Origin of the sequence: Arthrobacter jinronghuae, assembly GCF_025244825.1 — a bacterium.
Taxonomy (GTDB): domain Bacteria; phylum Actinomycetota; class Actinomycetes; order Actinomycetales; family Micrococcaceae; genus Arthrobacter_B; species Arthrobacter_B jinronghuae.
Genome location: NZ_CP104263.1, coordinates 2,675,425 through 2,694,315, shown reverse-complemented (window position 1 = coordinate 2,694,315; position 18,891 = coordinate 2,675,425). Strand labels below are relative to the sequence as shown.

At 68.6% G+C, this 18,891-nt stretch carries 14 protein-coding genes; 10 read left to right on the top strand and 4 right to left on the bottom strand.

Annotated features, from left to right (window positions below; translation table 11 throughout):
• Nucleotide 1: 1 nt before the first annotated feature.
• The 7 genes from hemG (at nucleotide 2) to hemL (ending at nucleotide 7,684) form a co-directional block, all read left to right on the top strand.
• On the top strand, nucleotides 2-1,525 hold the full coding sequence (gene hemG / locus N2K98_RS12565) for a protoporphyrinogen oxidase (protein WP_255865104.1): 1,524 nt from the start codon (nucleotides 2-4) through the stop codon (nucleotides 1,523-1,525).
• 74 nt (nucleotides 1,526-1,599) lie between these two features.
• A complete protein-coding gene (hemQ, locus tag N2K98_RS12560) occupies nucleotides 1,600-2,307 on the top strand; it encodes a hydrogen peroxide-dependent heme synthase (protein WP_229949769.1) in 708 nt (235 codons plus the stop codon).
• The gene (locus N2K98_RS12555; RefSeq protein ID WP_255797124.1) at nucleotides 2,304-3,497 is read left to right on the top strand and encodes a ferrochelatase; all 1,194 of its coding nucleotides are present in this window, start codon (nucleotides 2,304-2,306) and stop codon (nucleotides 3,495-3,497) included. Before hemQ ends, N2K98_RS12555 begins: the two co-directional genes overlap by 4 nt.
• Nucleotides 3,497-4,453, top strand: coding sequence for a hydroxymethylbilane synthase (gene hemC, locus N2K98_RS12550; RefSeq protein WP_255797125.1), 957 nt, complete (start codon nucleotides 3,497-3,499; stop codon nucleotides 4,451-4,453). Before N2K98_RS12555 ends, hemC begins: the two co-directional genes overlap by 1 nt.
• Before the next feature lie 24 nt (nucleotides 4,454-4,477).
• Entirely contained in the window at nucleotides 4,478-5,341 is an 864-nt protein-coding gene (locus tag N2K98_RS12545) for a uroporphyrinogen-III synthase (RefSeq protein ID WP_255797126.1), read from the top strand.
• Nucleotides 5,342-5,375: 34 nt separating this feature from the next.
• A complete protein-coding gene (gene hemB / locus N2K98_RS12540; protein WP_255797127.1) occupies nucleotides 5,376-6,359 on the top strand; it encodes a porphobilinogen synthase in 984 nt (327 codons plus the stop codon).
• Nucleotides 6,359-7,684 (top strand): glutamate-1-semialdehyde 2,1-aminomutase, encoded by a 1,326-nt coding sequence (hemL, locus tag N2K98_RS12535; RefSeq protein ID WP_255865105.1) that lies wholly within the window; start codon nucleotides 6,359-6,361, stop codon nucleotides 7,682-7,684. Before hemB ends, hemL begins: the two co-directional genes overlap by 1 nt.
• 76 nt (nucleotides 7,685-7,760) lie before the next feature.
• On the opposite strand, the gene N2K98_RS12530 is transcribed toward hemL, so the two are convergent.
• The 4 genes from N2K98_RS12530 to N2K98_RS12515 form a co-directional block, all read right to left on the bottom strand.
• Nucleotides 7,761-8,600: a MetQ/NlpA family ABC transporter substrate-binding protein gene (locus N2K98_RS12530; protein ID WP_255797129.1), complete on the bottom strand. Its 840-nt coding sequence runs from the start codon at nucleotides 8,598-8,600 to the stop codon at nucleotides 7,761-7,763.
• 124 nt (nucleotides 8,601-8,724) lie between these two features.
• Complete coding sequence (locus N2K98_RS12525; protein WP_255797130.1) at nucleotides 8,725-9,513, bottom strand: methionine ABC transporter permease; 789 nt, start codon at nucleotides 9,511-9,513, stop codon at nucleotides 8,725-8,727.
• Nucleotides 9,510-10,490: a methionine ABC transporter ATP-binding protein gene (locus tag N2K98_RS12520; RefSeq protein WP_227918405.1), complete on the bottom strand. Its 981-nt coding sequence runs from the start codon at nucleotides 10,488-10,490 to the stop codon at nucleotides 9,510-9,512. The genes N2K98_RS12525 and N2K98_RS12520 overlap by 4 nt, the downstream gene beginning before the upstream one ends.
• Before the next feature lie 258 nt (nucleotides 10,491-10,748).
• Nucleotides 10,749-11,471, bottom strand: a complete 723-nt coding sequence (locus tag N2K98_RS12515) for a 3'-5' exonuclease (RefSeq protein WP_255797132.1) — start codon at nucleotides 11,469-11,471, stop codon at nucleotides 10,749-10,751.
• A gap of 75 nt (nucleotides 11,472-11,546) precedes the next feature.
• Here N2K98_RS12515 and N2K98_RS12510 point away from each other — a divergent pair, with 75 nt between their 5' ends.
• Genes N2K98_RS12510 through N2K98_RS12500 form a run of 3 tightly spaced genes read left to right on the top strand, consistent with a single transcriptional unit; the run spans nucleotide 11,547 to nucleotide 18,867 of the window.
• Nucleotides 11,547-12,008, top strand: a complete 462-nt coding sequence (locus N2K98_RS12510) for an MGMT family protein (protein WP_255865106.1) — start codon at nucleotides 11,547-11,549, stop codon at nucleotides 12,006-12,008.
• Nucleotides 12,005-15,337: an ATP-dependent helicase gene (locus tag N2K98_RS12505; RefSeq protein ID WP_255865107.1), complete on the top strand. Its 3,333-nt coding sequence runs from the start codon at nucleotides 12,005-12,007 to the stop codon at nucleotides 15,335-15,337. Before N2K98_RS12510 ends, N2K98_RS12505 begins: the two co-directional genes overlap by 4 nt.
• Nucleotides 15,334-18,867: an ATP-dependent helicase gene (locus tag N2K98_RS12500; RefSeq protein ID WP_255865108.1), complete on the top strand. Its 3,534-nt coding sequence runs from the start codon at nucleotides 15,334-15,336 to the stop codon at nucleotides 18,865-18,867. Before N2K98_RS12505 ends, N2K98_RS12500 begins: the two co-directional genes overlap by 4 nt.
• Nucleotides 18,868-18,891: the final 24 nt, after the last annotated feature.

Genomic DNA, 18,891 nt, shown 5'->3' with positions numbered 1-18,891 from the left:
CATGCCCCACCGTTTCCTCGCGAAGCCGGAGAAAGCCGCAAAAGCCGAAAACGCTGCTCAAAGCGCGGCTCACCAAGCCGGCGGCCAGACCCCGGGCGGTCCCACCGCCGTCGTTATAGGCGGCGGAATTTCCGGCCTCATCGCTGCCCGGGACCTGCAGCGGGCAGGTGTCCAGGTGACCGTGGTGGAGGCCTCGGCCCGGTTCGGCGGCTGCGTCGGCCGGCATGAGGTTGCCGGCGTGCAGCTGGACAGCGGTGCGGAGTCCTTCGCCACGAGATCACCGGCCGTTCCGGACCTGATTGGGGAGCTCGGACTGGCGGACGCGGTGGTCCAGCCCAACCCTGCCGGGTCATGGCTGCAGCTGGCCGCCGAGGACCTGCCGTCGGGAGCGCAGCAGATGCCGAGCAGCGGCCTGCTCGGCATCCCCGCAGACCCCCGGCACCCGGACATTGTCCGCGCCCTGGGCCGCGCGGGAGCAGCCCGGGCAGCCATGGACAAGGTCCTGCCGGTGGGTAACCTGCCCCGCCGCCCGTCCATGAGCCTGGGCGACGTGGTGCGGGCCCGGATGGGTGAAGCGGTGCTTCGCCGGCTCGTGACTCCGGTGGTCGGCGGCGTCTATTCCGCCGACCCCGACGTGCTCGACGTCGACTCCGTGGCACCGGGCCTGCGCGCTGCCATCTCCAGGCACGGTTCCCTGGGCGCCGCCGTCGGTGCCATGCGCGCAGCAGCACCTGCAGGTTCGGCAGTGGCCGGGCTCGACGGCGGAATGGGCCGGCTGACCGAGGCGCTGGTCTCCGATCTGGAGACCTCCGGTGCACGCCTGCGCTCCGGCATCCGTGCCGAATCCCTGGCCCGCGGTGCCGAAGGGTGGCGGATCCGCTGCAGCGGCGGGCAGGAACTGGCAGCCGACGCCGTGGTGGTTGCCGCCGAAGGCCCCGCAGCTGTTGACCTCCTGGCTACCGCGCTCCCCGAGGTGGCGGACTACCGGCCGCAGCCGGGACCCGGCGTCGCCCTGGTAACCCTGGTGGTGGACCTGCCGGAACTGGATGCCATGCCGCGCGGCACCGGCGTCCTGGTGTCGCGGGAGGTGGAAGGCATCGATGCGAAGGCCATGACGCACGCCACCGCCAAGTGGCAGTGGCTCGCCGATTCCACCGGCCCCGGAACCCATGTGCTGCGCCTTTCCTACGGGCGGGCACTGAATCCGGAGGACTCCGCCGCGGAACCGGTGCACGTGGACCGCGCCGACGATGACCTCTTCCGGCAGGCCGTGGCCGACGCGTCCGGCCTGCTGCAGGTGGAAATCAAGGCCGACGACGTCGTCGGGTGGGATGTAGTCCGGTGGGTGGGCGCATTGCCCTCCGCCGCCGTCGGGCATAAGGACCGGGTGGGCGCCGTCCGCGCGGCGGTGGCCGAATCGCCCGGACTGGAAGCGGTGGGAGCCTGGCTGGCCGGAACCGGTCTGGCCGCGGTCACCGCCGATACCCGCACCCGAATGGCAGCGCTGGCCAACGCACTGCTGTGATGTTCCGCACTTTCTACACTTTGTAGAAGTGCGGTGTTTCGACTTACCTATATGCAAAGGGCAGACTGTTAAACATGAGTGAGACGATGGACCGCAGCGCCGCCGGAACGGCCGGCAACGACGAACAGTTCTTTACCCTTTGGACCGTTTTCAAGCGGTCCTCCATGCCGAAAGCGCCTGTCTCGAACGGTGCCGTTGATGCCTTCGAGGCCCTGACCAAGGACCTGGCTGCCAGCAATGTCACGCTCCGCGGCCTCTACGACGTGTCCGCCATGCGCGTGGACGCCGACGTGATGGTGTGGCTGCACGGCAGCGCGCCGGAAGCGCTGCAGGCGGCCCTGCGGCAGATCCGCCGGACGGAACTGTTCGCCGGTACCGAGATCGCCTGGTCCGCCATGGGCGTGCACCGCGACGCCGAGTTCTCCAAGAACCACTGGCCGTCCTTCGCCCGGGGCATCGATCCCGAGACCTGGATCTGCGTTTACCCGTTTGTCCGCTCCTACGAGTGGTACCAGCTGCCCGCCGAGGAACGCGGCAAGATGCTGCGCGACCACGGCATGCTCGGCCGCGAATTCCCCCAGGTCCTTGCCAACACCGTGGCCTCCTTCGCCCTGGGTGACTGGGAATGGATCCTGGGCCTGGAAGCTCCCAACCTGGTTGACCTTGTCGACATGATGCGCCACCTGCGCGCCACCGAGGCACGCAACCACGTCCGTGAAGAAGTCCCGTTCTATACCGGCCGGCGTATCCCGGCCGCAGAAGTTGCCGAGGTACTCAAATGACATCCGCTGTTTCCCACGAGCCTGCCTTCGACCCCTTTGAGGGCGTCGATGAAAACGGCCGCATGGCCCCGAAGCACTACGACGCCATCCTGCTGGCCTCCTTCGGCGGCCCGGAAGGCCAGGAAGACGTCATTCCCTTCCTGCGCAACGTCACCGCCGGCCGCGGCATCCCCGATGAGCGGCTGGAGGAAGTGGCCACCCACTACCGCGCCAACGGCGGCATCAGCCCCATCAACGAGCAGAACCGCGCGCTGAAGGCCGCACTGGAAGCAGAGCTGGCACGCCGCGGCGTCGAACTGCCCGTCCTCTGGGGCAACCGCAACTGGGCGCCCTACATCAAGGACGTCCTCCAGGAGGCGTACGACACCGGCTACCGCCGCATCCTGATGGTCACCACCAGCGTCTACTCCTCGTACTCGAGCTGCCGCCAGTACCGCGAAGACCTGGGCATGAACCTCCTGAAGACCGGGCTGGACAAGAAGCTGCACGTGGACAAGGTCCGCCAGTACTTCGACCACCCCGGCTTCGTGGAGCCCTTCGTCGAAGGCGTCCGCGAGTCCGTGGCCAAGGTCCGCGCACAGCTGGCCGCCAAGGGCGTGGACAACGAGAAGATCGAGATCCTCTTCTCCACCCACTCCATTCCCACCGCCGACGCCGAAGCCTCCGGCCCGCGCGACCGCGAGTTCGAAGAAGGCAGCGCCTACGTCGCCCAGCACCTGGCCAACGCCCGCGCCATCATGGAGCGCGTCCCCGAAGCCGCAGGCATGGACTGGCAGCTGGTCTACCAGTCCCGCTCCGGTGCACCGCACATCCCCTGGCTGGAACCGGACATCAACGACGCGATCGCCGAACTGCCCGCCAAGGGCGTCAACGGCGTGGTCATTGTTCCGCTGGGCTTCGTCAGCGACCACATGGAAGTGATCTGGGACCTCGACACCGAGGCCATGGACACCTGCACGGAACTGGGCCTGGCGGCGGACCGCACGCCGACCCCCGGCATCCACGAGACCTTCGTGTCCGGCCTGGTGGACCTGCTGCAGGAACGCACCCTGGAAAACAACATTGCCATCCGCCCCGCCATGACCGACCTCGGTCCGTGGTACGACGTCTGCCGCCCCGGCTGCTGCGCGAACCTGCGCGGCGAAAAGCCGACCATCGCGGGCGCCGACTCCACCGTGGGCGTCGAGTAGTGGCGCAGTCGCCCGTCCTCATCGGCACCCGCGGCAGCGCCCTGGCCGTTACCCAAACCACCACCGTGGCCGAGGCGCTGTCCGGGCTCGGCGGTTTCGACGTCGAACTGGTCCGCGTGCGGACCGAGGGTGACATCAACCGTGCCGCCCTGTCGCAGATCGGCGGAACCGGCGTGTTCGTTGCCGCGCTGCGCGACTCGCTGCTGCGCGGAGACTGCGACGTCGCCGTGCACTCACTCAAGGACCTGCCCACCTCCCCGGCGGACGGCCTTGTCCTGGGCGCCATTCCGGAACGGGTGGATGTGCGCGACGTGCTGTGTGCCCGTGACGGGCTGACCCTGGCACAGCTTCCTGCCGGTGCGAAGATCGGCACCGGCTCCCCGCGCCGGGCAGCCCAGCTGCGGGCCGCCCGCCCGGATCTGGAGATCGTGGACATCCGCGGCAACGTGGATACCCGCCTCGGCCGGGTTGCCGGCCTGGTGGAAGGCGCGCCCGGTGACCTCGACGCCGTGGTGCTGGCGGCCGCCGGCCTGGCCCGGCTGGGCCGGCTGAACATGGTCACCGAATTCATTGATCCCGCCGTGATGCTTCCCGCCCCCGGGCAGGGAGCGCTGGCAGTGGAATGCCGCACGGCCGACGCCGCCGAAGGGCAGCTCGCGGCCGCACTTGCCGCGTATGACCACCTCGACAGCCGCCTCACGGTGGCAGCCGAACGGGCCATGCTCGGCAGGCTTGAGGCCGGGTGCACGGCTCCGGTCGGTGCGCTGGCCAGCGTCGGAGCCGACGGCATCACGCTCGAAGCCGTGGTCTGCAGCGACGACGGCACCCGGCTGATGCGCCGCACCGGCGTCGTCAGCGAACGCAACGAAGATGCCGCCCGCGCCTTGGGCGTGCAGGTTGCCGAGGAGCTGCTGGCGGCCGGCGCCGCGCAGCTCACGGATCTTCCTGCCAGCTGATGCCCGGCTTCCGGAGCTGCTGAAATGGCAGCCAGACACCAGGGTCCGGACCTCGCCGGACTGAACGTTGTCCTTCCACGCACCCCGGACCGGGCTTCGGCCATGGTCCGGGAGCTGCAGGACTGCGGGGCATCGGTGACGCTGATGCCCCTGATCGATTTCCAGTTCCCGGCGGACACCGCCCTGCTGGACCGCGCACTCAATTCGCTGAAGGCCGGCCGGTTCGCCTGGGTGGTCTTCACCAGTGTCACCACCGTGCGGGCCGTGACCCGCCGGTGTGCAGCCCTGGGCATCTGCCCCGTGGCCCTGGTGCCCGCCGATACCCGGATCGCGGCCGTCGGCGCCGGAACGCGGCAGGCCTTGGAGGAAGTCGGCTTCGATATCGATTTCCTGCCGGACACCGACCAGTCAGCCCGCGGCCTGGCCGCCTCCTGGCCGGATCCTTCCGGATCGGATCCGGAGGGCGGCGATCTGCGGGTGCTGCTGCCGCAGGCCGATATCGCCGACCCGTCCCTGCACGAGGCGCTGACCGCCCTGGGCTGGGAGGTCCGCGCCGTGACCGCGTACTGCACCGTGGACTACCCGGCCACCGGCGTGCGCTTCACCCCGGCGGTTACCGGGGGAGGACTCCTGGACCCCGAAGCCTTCGCCGCGTCGGCACCGGCCGGACGCCGCGCCGTCGTCCTCACCTCCCCGAGCATCGCCCGCCGGTTCGTCCGGCGCTGTGTGCCGGTCCCGGCCGGAACACTGCTGGTGGCCATCGGCGACAGCACAGCTGCGCGGATGCGCGAACTGGGCGCGGGACCGGATGCAGTGGCGAAGCAGCCAACCCCGGCGGGAATAGCCCACGCACTCTCCGTTGCTATGTCTACGGGTCCTACTCCCTAGTTCCCCATCATTACCGGAAGGCAGAACCATCCCCATGAGCTTCCCCCAGCACCGTCCCCGCCGCCTCCGCACCACCCCCGCCATGCGGCGGCTGACCGCAGAATTCCGGCTGGACCCGGCCGAGCTGATCCTTCCGGCCTTCGTCCGTGAGGGCATCACCGAGCCGAACCCGCTCACGTCCATGCCCGGCGTCGTCCAGCACACCCTGGACAGCCTGAAGAAGGCCGCTTCCGAAGCGGCAGAGCTGGGCATCGGCGGCATCATGCTCTTCGGCATCCCCGCCGAGCGCGACGCCGTCGGCAGCGCAGGCACCGATCCCAACGGCATCCTCAACCGCGGCATCGCCGCCGTCCGCGAGGAAGTCGGCGACGAGCTGGTCATCATGAGCGACGTCTGCCTGGACGAATTCACCGACCACGGACACTGCGGCGTGCTGGATGAAAACGGCGTGGTGGACAATGACACCACCCTGGAGATCTACGGTCGGATGGCCGTGGAGCAGGCCCGCGCCGGCGCGCATGTGCTGGGCCCGTCGGGCATGATGGACGGGCAGATCGCCGTGATCCGCCACGCCTTGGATACCGCCGGTTTCACCGACGTTTCCCTGTTCGCCTACGCCGCCAAGTACGCCTCCGCGTTCTACGGCCCCTTCCGCGAAGCCGTGGACTCCCAGCTGCAGGGCGACCGCCGGACCTACCAGATGGATGCCTCGAACCGCCGCGAGGCACTCCTCGAAGTGGAGCTGGACCTCGAAGAAGGCGCCGACATGGTGATGGTCAAGCCGGCCATGAGCTACCTCGACGTGCTTGCCGATGTGGCCGCCATGTCCCCGGTCCCGGTGGGCGCTTACCAGATCTCCGGCGAGTACGCGATGATTGAAGCTGCCGCCGCCAACGGCTGGATTGACCGCCGCCGGGCCATCGAAGAGTCCGTGCTGGGCATCAAGCGGGCCGGCGCCAACATGATTCTCACCTACTGGGCCACCGAACTGGCGGCCTGGCTGAAGGAAAGCAAGTAATGTCCTCACCTGTCTCACCGTCTTCCTCCGAAGAACTCTTTGACCGCGCCCGGGCCCTGATGCCCGGCGGCGTGAACTCCCCGGTCCGGGCCTTCGGCTCCGTGGGCGGCACGCCCCGTTTCATGGTTTCCGCCAGGGGCCCGTACATCACCGACTCCGAGGGCCGCGAATACGTGGACCTCGTCTGCTCCTGGGGCCCGGCACTGGTGGGCCACTCCCATCCGGATGTCCTGGCCGCAGTACACGCGGCCGTGGACAACGGACTGTCCTTCGGTGCGTCCACCCCGGCCGAGGCCGAACTGGCGCAGCTGGTGATGGACCGCGTGCCGGGCGTGAAGCGCCTGCGCATGGTCTCCACCGGCACCGAGGCCACCATGACCGCGATCCGGCTGGCCCGCGGCTACACCGGCCGGAACCTGGTCATCAAGTTCGCCGGCTGCTACCACGGCCACCTCGACGGACTGCTGGCCTCCGCCGGTTCCGGCCTGGCCACCCTGGCACTGCCCGGCTCGGCCGGCGTCACCGAAGCCACTGCCGCCGAGACGCTGGTGCTGCCGTACAACGACGTTGCCGCCGTCGAAAAGGCGTTCGCCGAGCACGGCGCCAACATTGCCGCCGTCATCACCGAGGCCGCTCCGGCGAACATGGGCGTGGTCACTCCGGATGAGGGCTTCAATGCCGCACTGTCCCGGATCACCGCCTCGCACGGCGCGCTGCTGATCCTCGACGAGGTACTCACCGGCTTCCGTACCGGCCCGGCCGGTTACTGGGGCCTGACCGGCGCGAAGGAAGGCTGGACGCCGGACCTGTTCACCTTCGGCAAGGTGATCGGCGGCGGGATGCCCGTCGCAGCGCTCGGAGGCCGCGCCGACGTGATGGACTACCTCGCCCCGCTGGGCCCGGTCTACCAGGCCGGCACCCTCTCGGGTAACCCGATTGCGATGGCGGCCGGCGTCGCCACGCTCAAGGCCGCCACCGCCGAGGTTTATGCCAACGTCGACGCCCGTTCCGCGGAGCTCTCCGCCGCCGTGTCCGCCGAACTGGACAAAGCCGGCGTGGACCACAGCATCCAGCGCGCGGGCAGCCTCTTCAGCGTCGCCTTCGGCACCTCCGCCACCGGCGTGCACAACTACGAGCAGGCCCAGGCGCAGGAAGCCTTCCGGTATCGGCCGTTCTTCCACTCGATGCTCGACGCCGGGGTGTACCTTCCGCCGTCGGTGTTCGAGGCCTGGTTCCTGTCCGGCGCCCACGACGACGCCGCTATGGACCGGATCTACGCCGCGCTGCCGGCCGCCGCGAAGGCCGCTGCTGCGGCCCAGCCGTAAGGGCCGGGTTCAGGCAGTAAAAAAACCCCGCACCTCCCGTTGAAACGGGAAGTGCGGGGTTTTTCGTTGTCCCGCTCTAGAAAGCAGCAGTCACGTCGCCGTTCGGCCAGGTCTCTTCGATGAAGGCCTTGGTTTCGGGGGAGTGGAGCAGTTCCTCGAGCTTGTCGATCCGTGCGTCCTTGTTGCCGGTCTTCCAGACCAGGAAGTTGGCGTACGGGTTGTCCTCGGCGGATTCCACCAGCAGGGCGTCGTCGGTGTTCAGTCCGGCTTCGAGGATGTAGTTGCCGTTGATGATGGCCAGGTCCACGGTGGGATCACTGAGGTCGTTGACCAGCAGTTCCGGCTGGTTTTCCTGGAAGTCCAGGTCCTTGGGATTCTGTTCCTCGGTCAGGGTCAGCACGGAGGAATCGTCCGCGATGTCCTTCACAAGTCCGGCTTCCTCAAGCATCTTCAGGGCGCGGGCCTGGTTCGAGGGGTCGTTGGTGACCATCACCCGGGCGCCCTCCTTGATGGTGGAGACGTCCTCATGCTTCTCCGAGAACGCGGCGTAGGGCTCTACATGGATTCCGGCGCCGTGCTCGAACTCGTAGCCCTGGCTCTCCATCTGGGATTCCAGGTAGGGCAGGTGCTGGTAGAAGTTGACGTCGCTGTCGCCGTCGTTCAGGGAGATGTTCGGCGTGACGTAGTCGTCAAACTCCTGGATTTCGAGTTCCAGGCCGGTGTCCTCGGCGAGGTTGTCCCGGACAAATTCGAGGATCCGGGCGTGCGGCGTGGGGCTGGCGCCCACGGTCAGGGTGACCGGGTTTGCGGGATCAAGGCTGTCCACGGAGCTGGAGGCGGAATCGGATCCGCCGCAAGCCGTCAGCGCCAGGGCAGTGGCCACACCGGTGGCAACGAGGGTAAGTGCTTTACGCATCTAGTGCGTTCCTTTCACGTGACCCGGGAAGCGGTGCTTCGCCGTCCGGGGAAGGTGCAGCTAGCGGCTACTGGCTGCAGATCCGGCTGGTCCGGGCAGAGCCCGGACCAGCCGAAGACTGAGACTAGACAGTGGTCCTGTCGGGTTCCCGGGCGGAGCCGGCGGGTGCGGCGGCGGGGCTGATGCCTTCTGCCGCGGCAGCCGGGCGGCTGCGCCGTCCGGTACCTGACGCGGACCGGTGGTCGACCCGGCGCGAGGCGAAGTCGCCGGCCAGCTGGATGATCTGCACGAGGGCCACGATGATGATGATCGTGACCACCATGACCTGGGTGTCGAAGCGCTGGACGCCGTAGTTGTAGGCCAGCCGGCCGAGGCCGCCGCCGCCGACGATGCCGGCCATGGCGGAGTAGCCCACGAGGGTCACCAGCGTGGTGGTCAGGGCGGCGACGAGGCCCGGCAGGGCTTCGCGCAGCAGCACCTTGGTGACCACCTGCATCTTGGTTGAGCCCATCACCAGGGCTGCATCGATCTTGCCGCCGGAGACGTCGCGGAGCGCGTTTTCCACCAGCCGTGCAAAGAACGGGATGGTGGCGATGCTCAGCGATACGGAGGCGGCCACGGGCCCGATCGAGGTCCCGGTGATGAGGCGTGCCAGCGGAATCAGGGTGACCATGAGGATGGCGAACGGTACCGACCGGGTGATGTTGACGATGATGTCGCTGACAATCCGGTTGACGATCTTCATCGGGAGCAGGCCCCCGGGCGCGCTGACGTGCAGGAATACGCCCAGCGGCAGGCCGATCAGCAGGGTGAAGAACCCGGCGATGCCGACCATCTGGAGGGTCTCCACCACGGCTTCGGGCAGTGCCTTGGTAATCCCGGGGTTGTCGAAGAGTCCGGTCAGGAAGTTCATGCTGCCACCTCCACGGTGACGCCCTGCAGGGCGAGGTATTCATGGACGGCGGCCATGTCGGTATGCGTGTCCAACTGGATGCGCAGCCGTCCGAAGCGGGTGCCGGCCAGCAGTTCGACGCTGCCGGCAAGGACGTTGACATCGGTGTCGAACCGGCGGGTGAGGGCGGAAAGCACCGGGTCCGAGGTGGTCTGGCCCGTGAACAGCAGTTCCAGGACCGGACCGCCGGGAGACGGCGGCGTCACGGGCAGCGGGATCAGCTGTTTGGCCAGCCGGCCGCGCAGGTCGGAGGCGACCTCGCGCAGCGGACCGTGTTCCACCACCCGTCCTGCCTCGAGCAGGGATACCGAATCGCAGATCCGCTTCACCACGTTCATCTCGTGCGTGATGATCAGGACCGTCAGGTCCAGGCGGCGGGTGAGATCGGAAATCAGGTCCAGGATGTCGTCCGTGGTGCTGGGGTCCAGGGCCGACGTCGGCTCATCGCACAGGAGCACATCGGGATCGGAAGCCAGCGCCCGGGCGATGCCCACGCGCTGCTTCTGTCCGCCGGAAAGCTGGGCGGGGTACGCCCCGGCGCTGCCTTCGAGGCCCACGAGGGCCAGCAGTTCCTTCACCCGGGCATCGATGACGCTCTTCTTCGTCCCCACCAGCTCCAGCGGGTGGGCAATGTTGGCAGCGGCGGTGCGGGAGTCCATGAGGTTCGCGTGCTGGAACACCATGCCGATCCGGCGGCGGGCCGCGCGGATCTCGGAGTCCTTCACAGCGGTCAGTTCACGGCCGTCGATGGTGACCGAGCCCGACGTCGGCCGGTCCAGCAGGGTCAGGCAGCGGACCAGGGTGGACTTTCCGGCACCGGAGTGGCCGATGATCCCGTGGATCGAACCCTTGGGCACGCTCAGGCTCACGCCGTCCAGTGCAGTGACCATGCGGTCACCCTGCCGGTAGACCTTGCGAAGGTCGGTAACTGTGATCATTCGTCCTCGTCATATGCGTTCAATGGCCGGACCGGAGCATGGGAAAAGGGGCACGGTTCTGTGCCGTGCCCAAATGCCGGCTGTGCGGAGGGTGCCTGCCAATCTCGTGGCGCGAGACGGTACGCGCGCGTAAGAACGCGGGTACGCCTGGGGCGCCATCAGCGCCAAACACAGTTACCAGTATCGCATGTTGGCTGCCGCGCTCCGGCCAAAGTGACGGCCCGTGAAGAGCTGTCCGGACCCCCGGGCCCTAACGGATCAGGCCGGGTCCAGGACCGACCCGGGCTCGTGGTCCGGCGCGGCACGGAACGGCCAGCTGCCGTCGATCACGGCTTCCGGCTCGCGGCGCCGCAGGTACTCCTGGAAGCTGGCAGCCTGGCCTGCGGCCCAGCTGACCTGGGACTCGTGCAGGGTGCGCGCATCGCACTGCAGCTCCGGATACTTCTCGGCCATGACTGCTGCCACGGACAGGGTGGCCGCGACGTCGGCCGCTGAGGTGTGCGCGTTCTCGAACCCCACGCCGTAGTGCTCGGCCATGGCGGTGAGGGTGCGCTTGCCGCGGCGGAACCGGTCCACCTGCTTGTCCAGGATGTACGGGTCGATCACGGGAACCGGATGGGGGACCGCCAGTCCGAAGCGTTCGCATTCACGGGCCAGGACCGTGAAGTCGTAGCAGGCGTTGAAGGCCAGGACCGGAATGCCGGCTGCGAACATGCCGGCCAGCACCTCGGCCACCTCGGCCGTCACGGCGGCCGGGTTCCCGCCCTCCGCCTGGGCACGTTCATTGGTGATGCCGTGGATGGCTGCCGCCTCGGCCGGGATCGGAATCTCGGGGCAGGCTATCCACTCGTGATGCTGCAGGGTTTCACCCCGGCCGTTGACCAGGATGATGGATGCGGTGACGATCCGCGCGGTCTGCGGGTCCCGGCCAGTGGTCTCCAGATCGAAGGCCGCCCGGGGAAGTTCATGCCAGCTGTTCATGCCTCAAACCTATCGGGGAGCGCTGACATTCCCGGGATTGGCCGCGGCCCGGCCGGCGTCGGTACCCTACTGCTTATGCGCAGGGACTACGCCGACGCGGTGCTGGCTGTGGCCGATCTCATACCGCCCGGACGCGTGCTCTCCTATGGCGACATTGCCGAACTGCTCGACGCCGGCGGACCGCGGCAGGTGGGCGCCGTAATGTCCGCGCGCGGCTCCGAGGTGTGCTGGTGGCGGGTCCTGCGATCGTCGGGACAACCGCCGCGCAGCCATGAAGGGCGCGCCTGGGAACACTACCGGCTTGAGGGCACCCCGGTGCGCGGGACGGCGGACGACGACGGCGCAGGTTACCGGGTGCGTATCGAAGCCGCCCGCTGGCAGCCCGACGAGGCGGAATGGGACCGCCTGGACAGCCTCCGGACCGGCCTGCAGAACGCCCTGCGGACCGTCCCGGAGGTTCCGGACCCCACCGGGCAGCAAACACCGGGGGCGCCGATATCAGGAATGTCGGAGGGACATGATGAAGTGGAACCATGAGCGTTGAACTCCAACTCGTCGGGCCGGCTGCAAGCGCATTGTCCGCGCCCCGGCTCAGCGCGGACCAGCAGGCCGTGGTGGACCTGCCGACGGGCAGCGGACCCGTCCTCGTCCTCGGAGCGCCGGGAACCGGCAAGTCCACCGTCCTGGTGGAAGCCGCCGTCGCACGGATTGAACGAGACGGGCTTGACCCTTCCCATCTGCTGATGCTGGCCCCTTCACGGCTTGCCGCTGCCGGCCTGCGGGACGCGCTCTCGGCACGGCTGCAGGGAACCCTGAGCACCGCACCCGCCCGCACCTGGGCCTCCTACGCCTTCGACCTCATCCGGCGCGCCAAGACCGAAGGCCGCCTGCCCTACATCACGCGGGCTCCGAAGCTGCTCTCCGGCGCCGAACAGGATGTCATCATCAAGGAACTGCTGGCCGGGCACGGACAGCACGGGGTGCCGGAACTGCCCTGGCCGGACAGCCTGGACCTTGCCCTCGGCACCCGCGGCTTCCGGCAGGAAATCCGCCAGCTCTTCGACCGCGTCATTGAATACGGCATCTCCGCCGAGGAACTGCGCGAACTGGGACAGCGGCACGGCCGTCCGGACTGGGCGGCCGCCGCGGAACTCTACGCCGAGTACCGGGACGTCCTGGACCTGCGCATGCCGGAGTCCTTTGATCCGGCTGGCATCATCACTTCGGCCCTGAACATCCTGCACTCCGATCCGGAATTCCTGTCCGCCGAGCGGGAACGCCAGCAGCTGGTGCTGGTGGATGACCTGCAGGAGGCCAACCCGGCCATCCACAGCCTTTACGCGCTGCTGGCAGGCACGGGGGATTCCATCGCCGCGGCCTGCCCCGACACCGTGGTGCAGGGCTTCCGCGGCGCCCGCCCGGACCTGGTGGGCCAGCTGGGCAGGCGTTTTGACGGACACCTCCAGACCCGCGTCCTGACCACCTCGCACCGGCTGACCGGTTCGCTGGCCGGAGCCTGGACCCGGACGGCTTCACGGATTTCCGTGGTCGGCTCCCTGCCGTCCTACCGCACTGCCGTGGCCGACGCCCGGTTCATCGGGAGGCTGCCGGCGGATGCTCCAGCCGACGGCGGCCCCGCCGACGCACCGGGCTCTGAAACACCGGGGCCCGACGCACCGGGAGCCGGTGTACAGGAATCCGGCGCTGCTCCGGTGGCGGGCACAGCCGAGGCCCATGTAGTGGACACTCCCATGCATGAGCAGCGTTACGTGGCGCAGCGGATCCTCGAAGCCCAGCTCCTGCAGGGCCGTTCGCTTGAGGACATCGCCGTCATTGTCCGGACCGGCGCCCAGCTGGCTGCCCTCCAGCGCTACCTCACCGGGCAGGGGATCGAAGTCAAGGTCCCCGTCGCCGAGCGCGCGGTCCGTGATGAAGCCGCCGTCCGCCCGCTGCTGGACGCGTTCGCCGTCGTACTGGATCCGGACCTGCTTACCCCCGAGCTGGCAGTGTCACTGCTGACCTCGCGCATCGGCGGCGCCAGCACGCTGGAACTGCGCCGGCTGCGGCAGGCACTGCGCCGGGAAGAGCGCAGCGCCGGCGGCGGACGGACCAGCGACGTACTGCTGGTGGAATCGCTGCTGGACCCGGAATCCGAATCCGGCCGGGCCCTTGCGGGACTGAGCTGGGACGCCCGCCCGGCCGCCCAGCGTATTTCCGCCATGCTGTCCGCAGGCCGGGCAGCCGCGAAGGAGCCGGGAGCGACGGCGGAGACCGTCCTGTGGGCTCTGTGGTCCGTTTCCGGCTGGTCCAAGCGCTGGGCGGAAACGGCATTGTCCGGAGGCCCGGGTGCCTCCCGCGCGGACCGGGACCTGGACGCGATCATGGCCCTGTTCCAGACTGCAGAACGCTATGTCGACCAGCTGCCCGGCTCCACGCCGGCCCAGTTCCTGGATTACCTCACCAGTTCCGAGCTGCCCATGGATACGCTGGCCGCGCGCGCCCAGCGCAGGGAGGCAGTGGAGCTGCTCACCCCGGCCAGCGCTGCCGGCCGCGAATGGCCGATGGTGATAGTCGCCGGCATCCAGCAGGACGTGTGGCCCAACCTGCGCCTGCGCGGTGAACTGCTGGGCAGCGGCGAGCTGGTGGCGGCAGTCGAGCACGGCGACAATTTCCGGGCACACCGCAGCCCGCTGACGCTGATGCAGTCCATCCGCTTTGACGAGCTGCGCAGCTTCTCCACCGCCATTTCGCGTGCCCGCGAAGTGCTGATCTGCACGGCGGTTTCCTCCGAAGACGAGCAGCCCTCCTCCTTCCTGGACCTGGTGGCACCGCTGGAGCCGGGGACGGAAAAACGGCAGCGCACCGAAGTCCTGCGTCCGTACACGCTGCGCTCGCTGGTGGCGGAACTGCGTCGTTACGCCCAGCAGCCCGGGGAAGACCGGGAAGCAGCTGCCGAAGCCGTCCATCATCTGGGGACCATGCTGAACCACCCCGTGCGGGTCCCGGGAGCCCATCCCGAGCAGTGGTGGGGGCTCGCCCCGCTGTCCAGCACCGCTCCCATCCTGCCCCCGGATGCGCGGATCCCGGTCTCGCCCTCCAAGGTCGACGCCGTGCTGAAATCGCCCCTGAGCTGGTTCGTCTCCGCTGCGGGCGGCGAGCAGGCCACCGACTTCGCCCGCTCCCTGGGCACGCTGGTGCATTCCATCGCGCAGGACATGCCCGACGCCGCCGGCAGCGAGTATGTGCAGGAGCTGCAGAAACGCTGGCCGTCCCTGGGCATGAAGGACAACTGGGAGGGGCAGATGGACTACCAGCGGGCCGAAACCATGGTCCGCAAGCTCGCCGAATACGTCATCACCATGCGCCGCAGCGGCCGGTCCCTCGTGGCCGTCGAAAAGGACTTCGAGGTGGAGCTGCCGGTGGAGATCGACGGCGCCGTCCGCACCGCCCTGCTGCGCGGCCAGATTGACCGGCTGGAAGTCGATGCCGACGGCCGGCTGTTCATCGTGGACCTGAAGACCGGCAAGTCCGCGCCGAAGAAGGACGACCTGCAGGGTCACCCGCAGCTGGCCGCCTACCAGGAGGCCGTGCGCGAAGGCGCGCTGCCGGACGCCCCTCCGGTCCCCGGCGGAGCCGCCCTGGTGCAGCTCGGCACCACGAACAAGGGTGTTTCCGTCCAGGAACAGCAGCCACTGGACCCCGAGGACACCACGGCACGCGACATGGTCCGCGACGCGGCGGCCCTGATGTCCGCGGCGTTCTTCGAAACCGTCCACGACCCCGGCCGCAGCGGCTTTGGCGGCAACGGCTGCCGGCTGCCCGAAATCTGTCCCATCTGTGCTGAAGGAAAGCAGGTCACCGAGTGAGTGCGCCCGTAACGGTACCGGGGGAGCTGCCGGAAGCGGCGCCCGTCCCGAAGTACTCCGCCCGGGAACTGGCGGAACTGCTGCACACTGACCCGAACTCGCCGGTGCAGTACCCCACCGAGGACCAGATCGGGATCATCGAGGGCCCCCTCGAACCCCTGCTGGTCATTGCCGGGGCGGGCTCGGGCAAAACCAAGACGATGGCGGACCGGGTGGTCTGGCTGGTGGCCAACGAACTGGTCCGGCCCGAGGAGATCCTTGGGGTCACCTTCACCCGCAAGGCGGCCGGTGAGCTGGCCTCCCGCATCCGAGCGCGCCTGAACCTGCTCTACCACCAGCTCGACGCCGGACCCGGCGGAGCAGCGGATCCGGACACCGCCGGCGGCGGCGAGGAACGGATGGAGCCGAGTGTCTCCACCTACCATTCCTACGCGAACGGCATCGTGAACGACTACGGCCTGCGGATCGGCGTCGAGCGCGATTCCGTGATGCTTGGCGGCGCGCAGTCGTGGCAGCTGGCCAATGAAGTGGTGGAAGCCTATTCCGGGGACTACGAACACTTCACCGCAGCCAAGTCCACCCTGGTCGGCGCGGTGCTGCAGATGGCCGGCGAATGCTCCGAACATCTGCGGACCCCGGCCGAGGTTCGTGCCGAACTCGAAGCGCACGTAGCCGCCGTCTCGGCCCTGCCGTATCAGTTCGGCAAGCCGAAGGAACCCACCCAGGCAGCCAGGAAGCTGATCAACCGCCTCCGCACGCGCATCTCCGTAACCGAACTGGTGGAAGCGTACCGGCAGGCCAAGGCGGAGCGCCGGCAGTTGGACTTCGGCGACCTCGTGGAACTGGCCGCCCGGATTGCCGCCACTATCCCCGAAGCCGTGGAAATGGAGCGCGCCAAGTTCAAGGTGGTGCTGCTGGACGAGTTCCAGGACACCTCGCACGCCCAGATGGTGCTTTTCTCGAACCTGTTCGGCGACGGCCGCTCCGTTACCGCCGTGGGGGATCCGCATCAGTCCATTTACGGGTTCCGCGGGGCTTCCGCGGGCCAGCTGGGCACCTTCCGGGAGAAGTTCCCGCTGTTCACCGACAACGGGCGGGAGCTCGCACCGCTGGCTAACCTGTCCGTGGCCTGGCGGAACTCCACCTCCGTGCTGGCGGCCGCCAACACCGTCTCCACCCCGCTCAACGGGGTTGCCCCGTGGCTTAAGCACCAGCGCCTGCCGCACGTACCCGAGCTGCAGGCCAAGCCCAACGCCCCCGTAGGCGAGGTGTACCTGGGCCGCTACCTCTGCGATGTCTCGGTGGAACCCGGCAAGGGCACCCCGGAACGGATCCTGGGTGAAGCAGAGGCCGTAGCGGAGCAGGTGGCGTTCCACCGCAGCAGGATCTTCGAACGGGACGAGCGCAACCAGCCGGTGCGGCCCGCCGTGGCGGTGCTGTGCCGCGGACGCAAGCAGTTCGACCCCATCCGCAAGGAACTGGAGCAGCGGGGGATTCCGGTGCAGATTGTCGGACTGGGCGGACTGCTGTCCACTCCGGAAGTGGTGGACCTGCTCGCTGTCCTGCGGGTTTTGGGCGACCCGGGACGCTCCGATTCGATGCTGCGGATCCTGGCCGGAGCACGGTGGCGGATTGGGCCGGCGGACCTCATGGCACTGGCGGACTGGTCCCGACACCTGGTCCGCGTCCGTGAACGGGCCGTCCGGGTTGCCGACGCCGCCGATATCCACGGCCCGGACGAAGGTCCGGACCTCGTGGTGGAGGCGGACCTGGTGGAGGCCGGCAGCCTCGTGGAAGCCGTGGACTCCCTGCCGCGTCCCGGCTGGGTGTCCAATGCCGGACGCTCCCTCTCCGAGGAGGGGCTGAAGCGCCTGACACAGCTGCGGAACGAGCTCCGGGACCTGCGCGGTTTTGTCGGCGAGGACCTGACCACGCTGATCGGGGAAGTGGAACGCCGGATCCTGCTCGACATCGAGGTCGCCGCCAAGCCAGGCGTGACCCTGCACGAGTCCCGGCGGAACCTGGACGCCTTCATCGACGCCGCAGCCACCTTCAGCTCATCCGCCGAACGGGTGGATCTGGCCGCGTTCCTCGCGTGGCTGGAAGCGGCCAACTCCGAGGAAAACGGTCTGCCCGTGACGCCGCTCGAGCCGAGCCGGGAAGCGGTCCAGCTCCTCACGGTCCACGCGTCCAAGGGCCTGGAATGGGACATCGTGGTGGTTCCGGGCCTGAACGAAGCCTCGTTCCCCAGTGACAAGGATTCGCGCTGGAGCAGCGGAGATGCCGCCATCCCGTGGACCCTGCGCGGCGACAGCCTGGACCTGCCGCAGTGGAACTGGGAACAGGTGGACCAGAAGTCCTGGCTGGAAAGCGAAAAGCTCTTCAGCGAAGACGCCAAGGGCCACGCGGAACGTGAGGAACGCCGGCTTGCCTACGTGGCGTTCACCCGCGCCAAATCCGTGCTGATCTGCACCGCCTCCGCCTGGGGCGGGGGACGGTCCAAACCGCTGGCACCCTCGCGGTACCTGCAGGATCTCTATGACCTGGAGCAGTCCGGCGCCTCCGGCTACCGGCTGCTGAACTGGGTTATGCCCGAAGATGACGGGACGGAAAACCCGGCCAACGCCGAGGCGGAGCGGGCAGTATGGCCGGTTGATCCCCTTGGACCGCGCCGGCAGGCAATGGAAGCCGCGGCGGAAGCCGTGCTGGAATCTGCCGGACGCCGGGCGGCGAGGACTGCGGGCCAGGGGGAAGGCCGGGGCGAGGAAGACGCTCCGGGCCAGGGGGAAGAAGGTCTGCCCGAGCGGGATTCCGCGCCCGCTGACACCGCCACTGGGTCCCCGGCCGGGCGTTGGAGCCGCGAAACGGAACTGGTGCTGGCCCGGCACCGTCCGCCGAACGAGGTGGTGCAGGTGGAACTTCCCGCCCACATTTCGGCATCCATGCTGGTGGACCTGAAGGACAACCCGGCGGAGGTCACCCGGCAGCTCCGCCGTCCGGTGCCGCGCCAACCGGGCATGGCCGCCCGCAAGGGCACCGCCTTCCACGCCTGGGTCGAGGAATTCTTCGGTTCGAGCGGCATGCTGGATATCGACGAATACCCCGGCGCCGCTGACGCCTATGTGGATGAGGCCTATCAGCTGGAGGACATGATTGCCACGTTCGAGGCCTCGGACTGGGCACAGCGGACACCGGCCTTCATCGAGGTGCCGGTGGAAACCAAGGTGGACACCGTCGTCGTCCGCGGCCGGATCGACGCGGTGTTCCAGGATGCGGACGGCACCTGGGACCTCATCGACTGGAAGACGGGCGCTCCGCCGTCGTCGCAGAAGCTCGATGTGCGCTCCGTGCAGCTCGCCGTGTACCGGCTGGCGTGGGCGCGGCTCAAGGGGGTTCCGCTGGAGCAGGTACGGGCCGCCTTCTACTACGTGGCGGCCGACAAGCTGATCCGGCCGTACAACCTGGCCGGTGAAGACGAACTCGAGGAGATCATCCGGGAGGCAGCAAAAACCCCGTCCGCCGGGTACTGATTCGGCGGACGGGGTTCGGGGAGC

Coding starts and splice junctions, on each gene's coding strand:
- hemL (WP_255865105.1), top strand. CDS start 6,359: ATGTCCTCACCTGTCTCACCGTCTTCCTCCGAAGAACTCTTTGACCGC.
- N2K98_RS12515 (WP_255797132.1), bottom strand. CDS start 11,471: ATGAACAGCTGGCATGAACTTCCCCGGGCGGCCTTCGATCTGGAGACC.
- N2K98_RS12520 (WP_227918405.1), bottom strand. CDS start 10,490: ATGATCACAGTTACCGACCTTCGCAAGGTCTACCGGCAGGGTGACCGC.
- N2K98_RS12530 (WP_255797129.1), bottom strand. CDS start 8,600: ATGCGTAAAGCACTTACCCTCGTTGCCACCGGTGTGGCCACTGCCCTG.
- hemB (WP_255797127.1), top strand. CDS start 5,376: ATGAGCTTCCCCCAGCACCGTCCCCGCCGCCTCCGCACCACCCCCGCC.
- hemG (WP_255865104.1), top strand. CDS start 2: ATGCCCCACCGTTTCCTCGCGAAGCCGGAGAAAGCCGCAAAAGCCGAA.
- N2K98_RS12510 (WP_255865106.1), top strand. CDS start 11,547: ATGCGCAGGGACTACGCCGACGCGGTGCTGGCTGTGGCCGATCTCATA.
- hemQ (WP_229949769.1), top strand. CDS start 1,600: ATGAGTGAGACGATGGACCGCAGCGCCGCCGGAACGGCCGGCAACGAC.
- N2K98_RS12555 (WP_255797124.1), top strand. CDS start 2,304: ATGACATCCGCTGTTTCCCACGAGCCTGCCTTCGACCCCTTTGAGGGC.
- N2K98_RS12505 (WP_255865107.1), top strand. CDS start 12,005: ATGAGCGTTGAACTCCAACTCGTCGGGCCGGCTGCAAGCGCATTGTCC.
- N2K98_RS12545 (WP_255797126.1), top strand. CDS start 4,478: ATGGCAGCCAGACACCAGGGTCCGGACCTCGCCGGACTGAACGTTGTC.
- N2K98_RS12525 (WP_255797130.1), bottom strand. CDS start 9,513: ATGAACTTCCTGACCGGACTCTTCGACAACCCCGGGATTACCAAGGCA.